Raw genomic sequence first — 13,326 nt, 5'->3', positions numbered from 1 at the left:
TCAGCCAGGCCGTTCAACCGGTGTAGACGGTGCCGGTGATGCTGGCCGACAGTGGTGCCGCGAGCAGCACCAACGCCGACGCCACATCTTCCGGCCGGCCCAGGTCGGCTTCGATGTCGGCGACCCGGCCGGCATCGACCCCGTTGGTCCGCGCCTCGTCCAGCGAGCGGCGCATCAACGGCGTGTCGATGTCGCCGGGGCAGAGCGCATGCACTCTGACCCCCCGTGGGCGAAGCTGGCGGTCCAGGGTCAGTGCCAGGCCGTGCAACCCTCCCTTGCTCGCGCCGTAGGCTACCGACCCGGAGCCGGTGAGCACGCCCGCCTTGGAGCCGACCAGCACCAGCACCCCGGTGCCGGCGGCCAGGTGCGGGACGGCGTGCTTGGCGACCAGGAACGGCCCGGTCAGGTTGACCGAGAGCACCCGGTGCCACAGCTCGATCGGCACACCGGTCACATCCAGGCCCTGGCCCTGCATGATCCCGGCGACATGCAGCACCGCGTCGATGCCGCCCCAGGCGGCGGCGACGCCGCCGAACGCGTCGGCCACCTCAATCTCGACCGTGACGTCGACCTGACGGGAGTAGGCCGTGACACCGAGGTGGCGAACCTGTTCGGCGGCGCGGGCCGCGCCGGCTCCGTCCGCGTCGATGACGGCGACCGCGGCGGCGCCGGCCGTGGCGGCGGCCCGGACGGTGGCCAGCCCAATGCCGGAGGCGCCGCCGAGCACCACGACCCGCCGTCCGGCCAGCACGGGCGCCGTACCGCTGGCCGGTGTGGCCGCCGCCGGATCCTCCGCCGGCGGGGTGTCCCGGGCGTCGCTGGTCACGCGCCGACCGTCCGGCGCACGGCGGCGGCCACGTCGGCGGCCTCCGGCACGACGGCGGCCTGCAACGCCGGTGCGGCCGGCATCGGCACATCCGGGCAGGCGACCCGGGCGATGGGGGCACGCAGGTCGGCGAAGCACTCGGCGGCGGCACGGGCGGCGATCTCCGCGCCGAAGCCGCCAGTCAGGTTGGCCTCGTGGGCCACGACGAGCCGGCCGGTACGGGCCACCGACGCCGCGACGGTGTCGAAGTCGAGCGGATTGAGCCAGCGCAGGTCGATCACCTCGGCGTCGATGCCGTCGTCGGCGTGCAGCTGCCCGGCGGCGTCCAGCGACGCGGACACCATTCGGGACCAGGCGACCACGGTGACGTCCGCGCCGGGGCGGACCACCCGCGCGCCGCCGACCGGCTCCACCGCCGCGTCGGTGCGGACCTCGCCCCGAGTCGGGTACAGCATCCGGGCCTCGCCGACGACCACCGGGTCGTCGCTGGCCACGGCGGTACGCAGCATCTGGAACGCGTCGTCCGGAGTGGCCGGTAGAGCCAGCCGCAGCCCGGGGGTGTGCGCGAAGTACGCCTCCGGGGAGTGCGAGTGCTGGGCGCAGGCACCGGGGGAGTAGCCCTGCTGCATCCGGATCACCAACGGCACCCGCCACCGGCCGTTGCTGGCGTAGTGGATCGTCGGGATCTGGTTGACGAACTGGTCCATCGCGACGAACGAGAAGTCGGCGTACATGATCTCGGCGATCGGCCGCAGGCCGGTCATGGCCGCGCCGAGCGCCATGCCGAGGAAGCCGGACTCGGAAATCGGGGTGTCGAAGATCCGTGCCGAGCCGAACCGCTTGTGCAGCCCCTTCGTCGCGCCGAACGGTCCGCCGGGCAGGGCGACGTCCTCGCCGAAGTAGATGGTGTCGTCCCGGCTGTCCAACGCCCAGGTGAGGGCGGCGTTGACAGCCTGGATGTAGCGCAGGGACTCAGGCATGGACATGCTCCTTGACGGTCGCCGGGTCGGGCAGCGGCGTGGTGCGGGCGGCGGCGACGGCGGCTTCGATCTCGGCGTCCACCTCGGCGTCGATCGCGTCCAGGGCGGCGGTCAGCGCCGCGTCGGCGGCCTGCCGGATACGGGCGAGGGGTTCACGCTGACGGGCGGCGGCGATCTCGCCGGCCGGCCGGTAGTGCTGGGCGTCGCCGCTGTAGTGCCCGACCAGGCGTTCGGTCATCGTCTCCACGATGGATGGGCCGGAGCCCTCGCGGGCGCGGGCCACCGCCTCGTCGACGGCGGCCGCGACCGCGTCCGGGTCGTTGCCGTCGACGACCCGACCGGGTACGCCGTAGCCGGGTGCCCGCTCGGTGAGCTGGCGTACTCGCACCATGTCGGAGATGCGCGACATCTCCGAGTAGACGTTGTTCTCCACGACGACGACCAGCGGCAGGTCCAGCACGGCGGCCATGTTGATCGCCTCGTGCACGTTGCCCTGGTTCATGGCGCCGTCGCCGATGCTCACCACCGACACCGCGCCGGAGCCAGTGCGCTGCGCGGTCAGCGCCGCCCCGGTGGCCACCGGCACCCCGGCGCCGACGATGGAGTTCTCGCCGACGAACCAGCGGCTCGGGTCCGACAGGTACGGCGAGGCGGCCCGGCCGCCGCACAGCGCGCTGTCGCGGCCCATCATCTCGGCGAACAGTCCGGCGAGGTCGACGCCGCGAGCAATCGCCCAGCCGTGGCCACGGTAGGTGGCAGTCACGTAGTCGCCGTCACGCAGCGTACGGCAGGCACCGACCGGGATCGCCTCCTGGCCGTCGCACAGGTGGATCGACCCCGGGATCTCGCCGCCGTCCTTGAGGGCGGTCAGTCGCTCCTCGAACCGGCGGATCCGGGTCATCGACCGGTAGTCGTCCGGCAGCCCCATCACACCCCCAACGCTCATTAGTCCCTTATTGAGGCTCGTTGAGAATGGAGCCTAGACCAGGGGCATCATGCTATGGAAGAGTGAGGTGGCAAGTTTCTGGCCGTTATAGGTCTCAAATTTTCTGGGGGCAGCTATGGAGATCGTCGCCGTCGACTCGGTGGTGCTCGGCGACGCGCACTTCGTCCAGGTGCACACCGCCGACGGGCTGACCGGCGTCGGCCAGTCCGCCTGCTGGGGCTACCCCGCGGCGGTGCACGCCGTGGTCGAAGCCTTCCGCCCGTACCTGCTCGGCGCCGACCCGCGGCGGATCGAGCACCACTGGCACCACCTGTACCGGATGGGGCCGTTCCGCGGCTCGGTGCTCACCGCCGCCGTCTCCGCGATCGACATCGCGCTGTGGGACGTGCTCGGCAAGCAACTCGGCGTGCCCGTCTGGCAGCTGCTCGGCGGCCAGGTCCGGGACCGGATCCGGCTGCACCTGCTGCTGGGCGGCACCGGTGCCGACGACCTGGCCGCCCAGGCGGCGGCCGCCGTCGCCGACGGGTTCACCGCCGTCAAGTTCGACCCGCTGCCGGCCGACTACGCGAACCTGTCGGTGGCCCGGCTGGTCGCGCAGACCGACGCCACCACCGCAGCCGTGCGCGACACCGTCGGGCCCGACGTCGACCTGCTGATCGAACTGCACCGCAAACTCACCCCGCTACAGGCCGAATCGGTCGTACCCGTACTGGCCCGGCACCTGCCGCTGCTGGTCGAGGACCCGATCCAGATCGACAGCGTCAGCAGCCAGGCCGACGTGGCGCGTCGGGCGGCCGGCGTACCGATGGCCAACGGCGAACGACTGCACACCATCTGGGAGTTCAAGGAGTTGCTCGCCCAGGGCGGTGCCCAGTACGTGCGCCCCGACGTCGGCCTGGCCGGCGGACTCAGTCACGCCCGTAAGATCGCCGCCCTGGCCGAGGCGCACCACGCCGCCGTGGTCACCCACAACTGCCTCGGCCCGCTGCTGACCATGGCGTCGGTGCACCTCGACGCGGCGATCCCGAACTTCGTCGTGCAGGAGTACTCGCCACTGGACGACACCCTCGCCGCCGGCCCCGCCCGCCCGGCGGTCCGCCGTGACGGCGGCTTCCTGCCGGTGCCCGACCAACCGGGCCTCGGCGTCACCCTCGACCTGACCGACGCCGCACCACTGGACCTCACCGGCCGGCCACTGACCCGGATTCCGCGCCGCGCCGACGGCTCCGTCGCCTACGCCGTCTGAGCCGGATCCTTCCGGCCTGCCCGACCCCTCCGGCGTACTGTGTCACTCCAATTCCGACAGGTCGGACGAGCGAGGGGTCGATACGCTTGTCGGCATGTCGCAACCGACGCCCGAGACCCGTTCGGACCGGCAACTGGTCTTCGCCTCCGACGAGGTGATGGGCCGGATCGCGCAGCAGGTCCAGCCGCAGATCCAACAACCTGCGTCGCGCCGTCGGCGACCAGCGGGGCCAGCGTCGCGGCGACCGCGCTGTGGGCCCTGCAGTTCGCCACGCTGATCGCGATCTTGGCGGTCGTCACCACCCTGGTCCGGCGGCGCGCCACCCCGGCTGAGCAGGGTGGTGACACCCCGCCCAGCCAAATCCTGTTGCGTGCCGTGCGCGGCGCGCTGTTCACCGTCGTCTGCGCGGCACTGGTGCTGGCGTGGCAAGGGCTGTCGGTCGGTCAGATCGCGGTGCTCGCCGGGACGATCGCCGCCCTCCTGCATCTGGCACCGATGTTCATCGCCCGGCTACTACTGCGCCGCCGACAGCGCGGCGACGCAGCAGCCCGGTGACTCGCCCCGTGACCCGGTGACCTCAGGCCGGTTCGACCGGTAGCCACAACTCACAGGTCGCGGTGCTGAAATCGGCAGCGCGGTCGAGCACCGCGACCATCGACGGACCTGGCCGCAGCCGCCACGGATTCGACGGGAACCAGTCGGCCGCCGTCGCCGCCCAAGCCGACTGCAGGGCCTGCGGGTACGGCCCGGCGACGCGGAAGACCGCCCACCTGCCGGCCGGTGCCGTCACGGCGTCCAGGTCGGCGGGCGTGGCCGTCTCCGCCGCGACCGCGACCCCGTGCAGGTAGGTCAGCTCGCTGCCTTCGGTGGCGTCCGGGTCGAGGTCGGCGAAGACCTGCAACAGGCCGGCCGGATCGGTGCCACACAGGTCTTTCAGCCGCCCATGCTCCTGGGCCGGCAGCGCGGCGATGTGCTGCTGGATGTGCGGGTTGACGCCGTGGTGGATCAGCGGGACCCGGGTCGCGTGTCCAACGAGCCGAAACTCGGGCCGGTCGACGATACGGGTGTCCATCGGGATGCTCCCTTCGACGGTCAGGCGGAACCTGAGCTGTAACTGGCTGCGAAGGGGGCCTCCATCGCGGCGCACGTCACTCGGGCCGACACCGTGGACCGCCCGGAACGCCCGCCCGAACGCCTCGGTCGAGCCGTACCCGTGCCGGACGGCGATGCTCAGCAGATCGTCGTCGCCGCGCACCAGCTCGGCGGCGGCAACCGTCATCCGGCGTCGGCGCACGTACTCCGACAGCGGCATCCCGGCCAGCGACGAGAACATCCGCCGCAGGTGGTACTGGGTCGTGCCGAGCGTCCTGGCCAGCGCGTCCATGTCGAGCTCCTCGGTCAGGTGCTCTTCGACGAGGTGGACCAGCCGGTTGAGTGCCGAGATCACGTAGGCCTCCCTTCGACGTCCAGCCTGGCCGAGCGCACCCTGGCGGTGCCCGACCGTCGTGGCCCGATCCGATCATCCGGCCGCCCGACCCGGTTTGGGCGCCGATCAGACGTCAGTCGACGATCGGGCTGCGGCGCTCGAGCAGCACCACGTCGCGCCAGCGGCCGTGATGGCAGCCGACGCGCTCACGGGTGCCGATGGTGCGGAAACCACAGCTGTGGTGCAGGACGAGGCTGGCGGTGTTCTCGGGGAACACCCCGGCCTGGATCGTCCAGATGCCGGCCTGCTCGGTCGAGGCGATCAACTGCCGGAGCAGCAGCCGGCCCACGGCGCGCCCACGGGCGTCCGGGTGGACGTAGACGGAATGCTCGACGACTCCGGCGTAGACGCACCGGTCGGAGACCGGGGTGCACGCGGTCCAGCCGAGGACGGTGAGGTGAGCGGCATCGGCGTCAACGGCGACCCAGCGGTGGTCCGGCAATCGGGTGGCCGTGAAGCTGTCCCAGCCGGGCGGTTCGGTCTCGAAGGTGGCGTTGCCGGTGGCGATGCCGAGCCGGTAGATGTCGAGCACGACGTCGCGGTGCACGTCGGTCATCGGGATGAGCGTCACCGGCGGTGCCGCGCCGGTGTCGGTCACCGCGCGGCTCCGGCGGTGGTGGCGACGTCGAGGAGCCGGGACAGGGCGGCGAGCCGGGTCGGGACGATCCAGTAGTACACCCAGGTGCCCCGGCGCTCGCAGTCGATCAGGCCGGCTTCGCGCAGCACCTTCAGGTGGTGGGAGATGGTCGGCCCGGTCAGGGTGAACGCCTCGGTCAGGTCGCAGACGCACACCTCGCCGTCGGCCTGGGACGCGATCAGCGACAGCAGCCGCAGGCGTACCGGGTCGCCGAGGGCCTTGAAGCCGGGGGCCAGGCCCGTCGCCGCCCCGTCGGTGAGCGCCTGGTCGGTCAACGGGGCGCAGCAGGTCGACGGGTCCGGCACGACCGGCAACTCTTGTCTTGACACACGTCTAGTTTGACAATCATCAAGTCGGTGCGCAAGCTTGCTGTATAGATATCCGTCTAAGCGGTGATCGAGGTGCGGGACGTTCCGTTGCCAAAAGCGGTCCGCTGTCAGGCGGGCGGCGGTGGGTGGCCCGGATGGTCGAAGACCGGGTACGCCCAGAGCGGCTCGCCGTCGGCGTCGGCGACCTCGGCGAACAGGTGTGCCAGCGAACGGGTCCACCGGGCCTGCACCTGCGACGCGGCGGTGACCCGGCTGGCGTTACCGAAGCCGTTGCGGGTCCGCAGCACGCAGATCAGCATTAGCCCGTACCGGTAGATGCGGTAGTCGTAGATGCCGGCCTCGTCGATCAGCGCTGACAACTCCGGCCAGACCTCGGCGTGCCGCCGCTCGTACTCCTGCTCGGCGCCGGGGCGCAGCCGGTACACGTGACACAGCTGCGCGCCCGGCGTCTCGCTGTCGGCGGGTGCGCTCACTTGCCGGAGCCCGCGAGCGCGCCGGAGACCAGTTGCCGCTGGAACACCAGGTAGACGATCAGCACCGGCAGCAGCGCCACGATCAGGCCGGCGCTGACCAGCGGCACCGACACGTCGTACTGGCCGGACAGCAGCGACACCCCGACCATCAGGGTCTTGGAGTCCGACCCGCCCATGATGACCAGCGGCAGCAGCAGGTCGTTCCACATCCACACGAAGTTGAAGATGGCCAGCGCGGCCAGAGCCGGGGTGGCGATCGGCACCAGGAGCCGGAACAGGATGGTGAAGTGCCCGGCACCGTCCATCCGGGCGGCTTCGATCAGCTCGTCGGGCACCTGCTGGAAGTAGCCGGCCAGCTGGTAGGTGCCCAGCGGCAGGCCGAACGCCGCGTACGCCAGGATCAGCCCCTGGTATTCGCCGGACATGCCCAGGTCGAGCACGGTCTGGTAGAGCGGGTAGATGATCGCCTGGCTGGGGATGGTCAGCGTGATGATGATCAGCAGGAAGACGGCCTTGCCGCCGCGGAAACGCAGCTTCGTCACCGCGTACGCGACGAGCAGCGCGGCCAGCACCGACAGCACCAGCCCGCCCGCGGTGGTGATCAGCGAGTTGAGCAGCAGCCGGGGCATGTCCATCCGGCGGAACGCCTCGGCGTAGTTTTCCAGGGTCACCCCGGTGGTCGGCAGCCCGAGCGGGTCCTCGGCGAAGCCGTACTGCGTCTTCAGTGAGCTGATCACGGTGAACAGCAGCGGGTAGATCGCCGCGACCGCGACGACGACCAGCGCGAACGTCAGCAGGTAGCGCCCGAGTCGGGCGGTGGTCCGTCGGCTCATCGCGGCTTGCGGGTCCCCTCTTTGAACATGTGCCGCACGGAGAAGATCGACAGCACGGCGACGAAGACGAACAGGGCGATGCCGATCGCGGACCCGTAACCGCGGTCGAGGAAGGTGAAGGTGGTCAGGAAGACCAGGTACTCCGGCAGCATGGTGGCGTCACCGGGGCCGCCCTGGGTCAGCGCGTAGATCAGCGGGAACAGCCAGATCAGCACCCCGGAGGCGCACAGCACACTCCAGTACGCCACGGTCGGGCGCAGCATCGGCACCACGATCGAGAACAGCCGTCGCCAGAAACCGGCCCCGTCGAGGTACGCCGCTTCGAGCATCTCGTCGGGAATGGTGGCCAGCCCGGCCAGGTAGGTCATCACCCCGAGCCCGAAGAAGCTCCACAACGCGACGGCGACCAGCGAGAAGAGCGCGCTGTAGCGGCCGTTGAGCCAGGCGACCGCCAACGGGTCGAGCCCGATCGTGCGCAGGCCGGCGTTGATCGGGCCGTCGGGCGCGAGGATCTGGCGGAACATGATGCCGACGACGATCGGCGCGATCGTGTACGGGACGAAGTAGACGGCCCGGAAGAACTTCCAGCCGGGGGCCCGCTGGTGGATCAGCACCGCCAGCACCAGCGGCAGCACCACCCACACCGGCAGGGTGGCGACCACCATCAGCGCGTTGCGGAAGCTGGTGATGACCATCGGGTCGTCGAGCATCCGCAGGTAGTTGTCGGCGCCGGCGAACGTGGCGCCGCCGAAGCCGGCCGACGACTCCATGCTGGTGATCACACCCCGTACCAGCGGCACCAGTTTGAACGCCACGGCCAGCGCCAACGCCGGGGTCACCAGCAGCGCGGCCAGCCACCACTCGCGGGCGTGCCGGTGGCGGCGGGCCGGCCGGCGGGCGGATACGGGCGTCCGGTCGGCGGACGTCGGCTCCGGTGCCGGCGCGGTGGAGATCGTCATCGCGGTGTCCTTAGCCTGGCAGGGGTGCCGTCGATGGGCAGGCGGTGCCATGCCTGCCCACCGACGCGGCGGTCAGTTCTGCTGCTTGGTCGGGCTGCGTTCCAGGGCCTGCTGCATCTGTTCGGCCCACGCGTCAACGGTGAGCTGGCCGAGCGTGACCTGCTGCCAGCCGCGGGCCAGCGCGTCGGCCTCCGGGCCGGAGAGCATCACGCCGGCGTGCAGGGTCGGGTCGGCGACCAGTTCCTGGATCTTGAGGAACGCCGGTGAGTCGGGCAGCAGTGCGGAGTCCACGTTCCTGTTCAGCGGCTGCCCCTTCGCGTACTCCACCCACAGCTCGCCGTTCTCCTTGCTGGCCAGCCAGGAGATAAAGGTCAGACCGGCGTCCTTCTTGTCGCTCCACTGGGTGACGCCGTAGACGGCGCCTTCGATGCCGGAGAACTTCTGCGCCAGCGGCGCGTCCGGGTTGATCACCGGCCATCGGGTGACGCCGAGGGTCTCGTCGCCGAGGGCCTCGCCGAACGCCTGCCAGTTGACCGCGTCGGAGATGATCGTGCCGGCGAAGGCGGCGTCACCGCGCTGGAAGATGTCCGCGCCATCGGGCAGCATGGTGATCGACGGAGCGTTGTCGTTGGCCCAACCGCTGGTGGTGATCTCCGCTAGCTTTTCCAGCGTGGACACCAGCTTCGGGTCGGTCCAGGAGATGGTGCCGGCCAGCAGGGCGCGGATGTCGTCCTCGGTCAGGTAGTTGCGGGCAATCTCCGGGAAGTCCCAGTACGCCGGGAAGGTGCCGGACAGCCCGAGCGCCAGGCAGGTCTTGCCGGTGGCGGCGACCGCCTCGCAGGCCGCGCCGAACTCGTCCCAGGTGGCCGGCGGCTGTTCCGGGTCGAGCCCGGCGGCGGCCAGCACGTCCTTGTTGTAGTAGAGGACGTTGCCCTGGTAGGAGAACGGCACGCCGTAGCAGTTCTTGCTGGTGTCGAAGTCCTCGCAGGTGCCGCTGTAGGACACCAGGTCCTTGTTGATCTCGGCCGCCTGCTCGCCGAGCGGCACGTACGCGTTGCGCCGATCGAACAGCTCCAGCCCGGCGTTGTTGGCCATCACGTCCGGCCCGGACTGGGAGGTGATGTACGGTCCCTGTACCTCGGGGTACTTGTCGAACGGGACCGATTCCATCTCCAGCTTGATGTCCGGGTGGCTGGCCTCAAAACGGCTCTTGACCTGCTGCCAGTATTCGGCACCACCCGGCTCCCAGGTCAGCACCTTGAGGGTGACCGGTCCGTCGGCGGTGCCGTCGTCACCGCCGCAGCCGGTGAGCAGCACGGCGGCTGCCGTCCCAGCGGCGGCGAGGCCGGCAAGGGTACGTCGTCGATTCATCCGGTGAAGCTCCTAATCAGCGAGAGGTGTGGCGGATCCGGTGGGTAGCGCCACCGGCGGCGGCGCTGTCGGCGATGGCGGCGGCGACCTCGACCACGTGCAGGCCGTCGGCAAGCGGTACGACCGGACTGTGGTCGCTGCCGTCGACGCGGTGCAGGAAGTGCCGCAGTTCGGTGGCGAGCGCACCGCCGCCGTCGGCGGGCGACACCTGCCAGTCCGGCGCTTCGGTCTGTTCGGCCTGCACCAGCAGGGTGGGGTGGGCGAGGTCGACGTGACCGACCCCGTCGGTGCCGTACACCTCGACGAGGTCGCTGGTGTGGTTGGGCGAGTGTTCGGGCAGCAGGTAGCTGTTGCGGATCGACGACACGACGTCGTTGGCGTGTCGCAGCTCCGCCCAGACCAGGACCGGCGTGGCCGATCCGGGTCGGGTCCGGGCCGTGGCGCGCACCTCGACCACCGGCGCCTGCGCGTACCACAGGGCGAGGTCGATGTCGTGCACCGCGGTGAGCAGCGCGGGATGCTCGTGCGGGAAGAGTCGGCTCAACGTGCGCGGCCGGTCCCGGCGCGACGAGACGGCCAGCACCCGGCCGAGTCGGCCGGCGCGTACGGCGTCGTACAGTGCCCGGTGCGCAGGACTGAACCGCAGGATGTGGCCGGGCTGGCAGAGCACGTCGTGCGCCTGGGCGGCCGCGACGATGGCAGCGGCGTCGTCGACCGTCGTGGCCAGCGGCTTTTCCAGCAGTACGGGTACACCGGCGGCGAGCAGCGCGACGGCGACCGCCCGGTGGACCGGGCCGGGTACGCAGACCGAGGCGGCGTCGGGCCGGGCCACGGCGAGCAGTTCGGTGACGGTGCTGAAGGTGCGGCCGATGCCGTACTGCCGGGCGACGTGTTCCCGGGCGACCGGGTCGGGGTCGACGACGGCGTCGACGGTGACACCGAGTGATCGGTAGGCGGCCACATGCCGGGTGCCGAACGCGCCGGCTCCGAGCACGGCGACCCGCGGTTCGGAGTTCATCGGTCCGCCGCCCCGGTGACCCGTCCCGGTTCGGCTCGTGCGGACGGCTGTGCCGGGATCGTGGTGCCGGGCTGGGCGAGCCCGCCGGCGAGGACGGCCCGGGTCAGCCGTTCCAGCACCGTCACCCCGACGCCGATGCACCGTTCGTCGACGTCGAACGAGCCGGAGTGCAGTGGCGCACCGCCGACTGTGCCGTTCGACACGCCGAGTTTGACGTACAGGCTGGGGCCGAGAGCGCCGAGCAGTGCGAAGTCGTCGGTGGTCAGCGGTGGGACCGACAAGGGGTGCAGGTCGACCAGACCGGGCAGTACGGCGTCGGCAAGGGCGACGAGCTGGTCCGCGTTGCGTACCGGGGGCATCTCGTTGGCCCAGGTGAAGCGTAGGTCGAGGTCGAGAGCGTCGGCCTGCCCGACGGCGACCCGTTCGATCGCCTGTTTGAGCCGGGCCCGGGCGGCCGGATCGTGGGTGCGCAGCGTGCCGGTCGCTTCGGCGCGTTCGGCGACCTGGCTCTGGCTGGCGCCGCCGGTGATCGTGCCGATGTTGAAGGCGACCAGATCGTCGGGGTTCTGTGCGCGGGCGACGGCGGCGTGCAGGGCGGTCACGGTGGTGGCGAGACCGAGGATGGCGTCGCGGCCGCTGGCCGGGGTGGCGGCGTGTGCGGCCCGGCCGACCAACTCGACGCGGAAGGCGTCCTTGGCGGCCATCGCGGTGGTCCGGTCGACACCGAGGGCTCCGGCGGGTAGTCCTGGCCAGCAGTGCAGCCCGAGTACGGCGTCGAAGCGCCGGTCGGCGAGTGCCGGGTCGGCGAGCACGGCGGCGGCCCCTGAGTCGGCGCCGAACGGGATCTCCTCTGCGGGCTGGAAGAGCACGGTGACGCTGCCGGCCGGTGGCGGGTCGCCGGCGATCCGGGCGGCGACCCCGTACGCGACGGTCATGTGTACGTCGTGCCCGCAGGCGTGGCAGACGCCCGGGGTACGGGAGGCGTAAGGCACCTCCTTGGCATCCGACACCGGGTACGCATCCATATCGGCCCGAATAAGTACGGCTGGTCCAGGAGCGGCGGAGTTGAGCTCCAGAAGCAGTCCGGTGCCGGCTATGCCAGTGTGTAGCCGGCCCAGTGGTCCCAGCAGTCTCTGCAGTGTCGCTGCCGTCTGCTGCTCCTCGAAACGCAGCTCAGGGTGCTGGTGAAGTTGGCGCCGCAACTGCGTCAGCGCTTCGACCTCGCTGCCTGCCAGCGTCACCTAGCTTCACCTCACGTGTGACATAAATCCGGACCTAATAGAGACAGAACTTAGGTCAGCGGGTGCGTCGCGTCAATGGGCTGGTCGGATCCGGGTTAGGGTCCGGCCATGGAACGGGCCGACGCACACCTGCACCTGTTCGCCGACGGCTATCCGGGCCGGTACGGCAGATCCCCGTCAGGCGGGCAAGAAATATCTATATACCAGGACATACGGCGAGAACACGTGATCAGCCGTGCTCTCGTCGTCGGCTACGAGGGCGAGCCCCGCTTCGCCGGCAACAACCACTACCTGGCGAGCCTCGCCGCCGTACACGACTGGCTGGCCCCGGTCGCCTACCTGCACCCCGGCGGAACGAAACCCGGCGACGAGAACGGCGGTCGGCGGAGCCAGACCGGCGACACCGCACCCGGCCACTGGCTGGCCGCCGGGTTCGTCGGCTTCGCCGCCTACCTGGGCGACCGGGACAGCGCCGACTGGTTCGCCGACTGGTTGACTCGGCACACCGCCACCGTCAACCGGGCGCACTGCCTACTCAGCTTGAACGCCGTACCGGCCGCTGTCGCCCGGCTCGGCCCGGCGCTCGCCGCGGTCGGCGACTGCACCGTGCTGTTCAGCCACCTCGGTCTGCCTGGCCGGCAACCCGCACCGCCGGCACCGTCGACGGCAGCCACCATCCTCGCCCCGCTGGGTGGGCTGGCCAGGCTGCCCCACGTCGGGGTGAAGGTCTCCGGTCTGTACGCGGTCAGCGACCCCCCGTACGACCACCCGCACGCGGCCGCCCGGCCCTTCGTCGAGCAGCTGATCGAGTGGTACGGGCCACAACGGCTCTACTGGGGCTCCGATTTCCCGCCCTGTCTGGACCACGTCTCGTTCGCCCAGACACTCGATCCGGTCGGCCTGGTCGGCCTGAGTGCCGACGAATATGCGGACGTGGCCGGCCGGAACCTGCTAAGGACTCTCGGCGACAACAGGTAGCGG

Annotated in this window: 15 protein-coding genes; 3 read left to right on the top strand and 12 right to left on the bottom strand. The window is 70.8% G+C overall.

From position 1 onward, the window contains the following. Positions 1-13 precede the first annotated feature (13 nt). From ACFHWS_RS06995 to ACFHWS_RS06985, 3 genes are read right to left on the bottom strand one after another with little or no spacing between them, the layout of a single operon-like run. Positions 14-826, bottom strand: coding sequence for an SDR family NAD(P)-dependent oxidoreductase (locus tag ACFHWS_RS06995; protein ID WP_416551151.1), 813 nt, complete (start codon positions 824-826; stop codon positions 14-16). Next, positions 823-1,806, bottom strand: coding sequence for an alpha-ketoacid dehydrogenase subunit beta (locus ACFHWS_RS06990; protein WP_416551152.1), 984 nt, complete (start codon positions 1,804-1,806; stop codon positions 823-825). The genes ACFHWS_RS06995 and ACFHWS_RS06990 overlap by 4 nt, the downstream gene beginning before the upstream one ends. Next, a complete protein-coding gene (locus tag ACFHWS_RS06985; RefSeq protein ID WP_416551153.1) occupies positions 1,799-2,752 on the bottom strand; it encodes a thiamine pyrophosphate-dependent dehydrogenase E1 component subunit alpha in 954 nt (317 codons plus the stop codon). The genes ACFHWS_RS06990 and ACFHWS_RS06985 overlap by 8 nt, the downstream gene beginning before the upstream one ends. Before the next feature lie 115 nt (positions 2,753-2,867). Here ACFHWS_RS06985 and ACFHWS_RS06980 point away from each other — a divergent pair, with 115 nt between their 5' ends. Beyond that, positions 2,868-3,998 (top strand): mandelate racemase/muconate lactonizing enzyme family protein, encoded by a 1,131-nt coding sequence (locus ACFHWS_RS06980; protein WP_416551154.1) that lies wholly within the window; start codon positions 2,868-2,870, stop codon positions 3,996-3,998. A 285-nt stretch (positions 3,999-4,283) separates the two neighbouring features. Then, positions 4,284-4,553 carry a hypothetical protein gene (locus ACFHWS_RS06975; RefSeq protein ID WP_416551155.1) on the top strand — a complete coding sequence of 90 codons (270 nt, stop codon included), beginning with the start codon at positions 4,284-4,286 and terminating at the stop codon, positions 4,551-4,553. A 22-nt stretch (positions 4,554-4,575) separates the two neighbouring features. On the opposite strand, the gene ACFHWS_RS06970 is transcribed toward ACFHWS_RS06975, so the two are convergent. The 9 genes from ACFHWS_RS06970 to ACFHWS_RS06930 form a co-directional block, all read right to left on the bottom strand. Further along, on the bottom strand, positions 4,576-5,445 hold the full coding sequence (locus ACFHWS_RS06970) for an AraC family transcriptional regulator (protein ID WP_416551156.1): 870 nt from the start codon (positions 5,443-5,445) through the stop codon (positions 4,576-4,578). Positions 5,446-5,557: 112 nt separating this feature from the next. Beyond that, the gene (locus ACFHWS_RS06965; RefSeq protein ID WP_416551397.1) at positions 5,558-6,040 is read right to left on the bottom strand and encodes a GNAT family N-acetyltransferase; all 483 of its coding nucleotides are present in this window, start codon (positions 6,038-6,040) and stop codon (positions 5,558-5,560) included. 38 nt (positions 6,041-6,078) lie between these two features. After that, the gene (locus ACFHWS_RS06960; protein WP_416551157.1) at positions 6,079-6,450 is read right to left on the bottom strand and encodes an ArsR/SmtB family transcription factor; all 372 of its coding nucleotides are present in this window, start codon (positions 6,448-6,450) and stop codon (positions 6,079-6,081) included. Positions 6,451-6,557: 107 nt separating this feature from the next. After that, positions 6,558-6,923: an L-rhamnose mutarotase gene (locus ACFHWS_RS06955; RefSeq protein ID WP_416551158.1), complete on the bottom strand. Its 366-nt coding sequence runs from the start codon at positions 6,921-6,923 to the stop codon at positions 6,558-6,560. Continuing rightward, the gene (locus tag ACFHWS_RS06950; protein WP_282233411.1) at positions 6,920-7,756 is read right to left on the bottom strand and encodes a carbohydrate ABC transporter permease; all 837 of its coding nucleotides are present in this window, start codon (positions 7,754-7,756) and stop codon (positions 6,920-6,922) included. The genes ACFHWS_RS06955 and ACFHWS_RS06950 overlap by 4 nt, the downstream gene beginning before the upstream one ends. Then, positions 7,753-8,715, bottom strand: a complete 963-nt coding sequence (locus ACFHWS_RS06945) for a carbohydrate ABC transporter permease (protein ID WP_416551159.1) — start codon at positions 8,713-8,715, stop codon at positions 7,753-7,755. Before ACFHWS_RS06945 ends, ACFHWS_RS06950 begins: the two co-directional genes overlap by 4 nt. Before the next feature lie 72 nt (positions 8,716-8,787). Beyond that, positions 8,788-10,086, bottom strand: coding sequence for an ABC transporter substrate-binding protein (locus ACFHWS_RS06940; protein WP_416551160.1), 1,299 nt, complete (start codon positions 10,084-10,086; stop codon positions 8,788-8,790). A 16-nt stretch (positions 10,087-10,102) separates the two neighbouring features. Next, positions 10,103-11,104 (bottom strand): Gfo/Idh/MocA family protein, encoded by a 1,002-nt coding sequence (locus ACFHWS_RS06935; protein ID WP_416567844.1) that lies wholly within the window; start codon positions 11,102-11,104, stop codon positions 10,103-10,105. After that, entirely contained in the window at positions 11,101-12,345 is a 1,245-nt protein-coding gene (locus ACFHWS_RS06930) for a M20 metallopeptidase family protein (RefSeq protein ID WP_416551162.1), read from the bottom strand. Before ACFHWS_RS06930 ends, ACFHWS_RS06935 begins: the two co-directional genes overlap by 4 nt. Positions 12,346-12,453: 108 nt before the next feature. On the opposite strand from ACFHWS_RS06930, the gene ACFHWS_RS06925 reads away from it, so the two are divergent. Beyond that, on the top strand, positions 12,454-13,323 hold the full coding sequence (locus ACFHWS_RS06925) for an amidohydrolase family protein (protein ID WP_416551163.1): 870 nt from the start codon (positions 12,454-12,456) through the stop codon (positions 13,321-13,323). Positions 13,324-13,326 lie beyond the last annotated feature (3 nt).

The organism is Micromonospora sp. LOL_013 (assembly GCF_048060315.1).
GTDB lineage: Bacteria > Actinomycetota > Actinomycetes > Mycobacteriales > Micromonosporaceae > Micromonospora_E.
Note: the sequence above shows the minus strand (reverse complement) of the source record. Positions and strands in the feature narration are given on the sequence as shown.

Excerpts from the sequence above, each read along its gene's own strand:
- ACFHWS_RS06990 (WP_416551152.1), bottom strand. The coding sequence starts at position 1,806 with ATGCCTGAGTCCCTGCGCTACATCCAGGCTGTCAACGCCGCCCTCACC.
- ACFHWS_RS06985 (WP_416551153.1), bottom strand. The coding sequence starts at position 2,752 with ATGAGCGTTGGGGGTGTGATGGGGCTGCCGGACGACTACCGGTCGATG.
- ACFHWS_RS06980 (WP_416551154.1), top strand. The coding sequence starts at position 2,868 with ATGGAGATCGTCGCCGTCGACTCGGTGGTGCTCGGCGACGCGCACTTC.
- ACFHWS_RS06965 (WP_416551397.1), bottom strand. The coding sequence starts at position 6,040 with ATGACCGACGTGCACCGCGACGTCGTGCTCGACATCTACCGGCTCGGC.
- ACFHWS_RS06950 (WP_282233411.1), bottom strand. The coding sequence starts at position 7,756 with ATGAGCCGACGGACCACCGCCCGACTCGGGCGCTACCTGCTGACGTTC.
- ACFHWS_RS06945 (WP_416551159.1), bottom strand. The coding sequence starts at position 8,715 with ATGACGATCTCCACCGCGCCGGCACCGGAGCCGACGTCCGCCGACCGG.
- ACFHWS_RS06940 (WP_416551160.1), bottom strand. The coding sequence starts at position 10,086 with ATGAATCGACGACGTACCCTTGCCGGCCTCGCCGCCGCTGGGACGGCA.
- ACFHWS_RS06935 (WP_416567844.1), bottom strand. The coding sequence starts at position 11,104 with ATGAACTCCGAACCGCGGGTCGCCGTGCTCGGAGCCGGCGCGTTCGGC.
- ACFHWS_RS06925 (WP_416551163.1), top strand. The coding sequence starts at position 12,454 with ATGGAACGGGCCGACGCACACCTGCACCTGTTCGCCGACGGCTATCCG.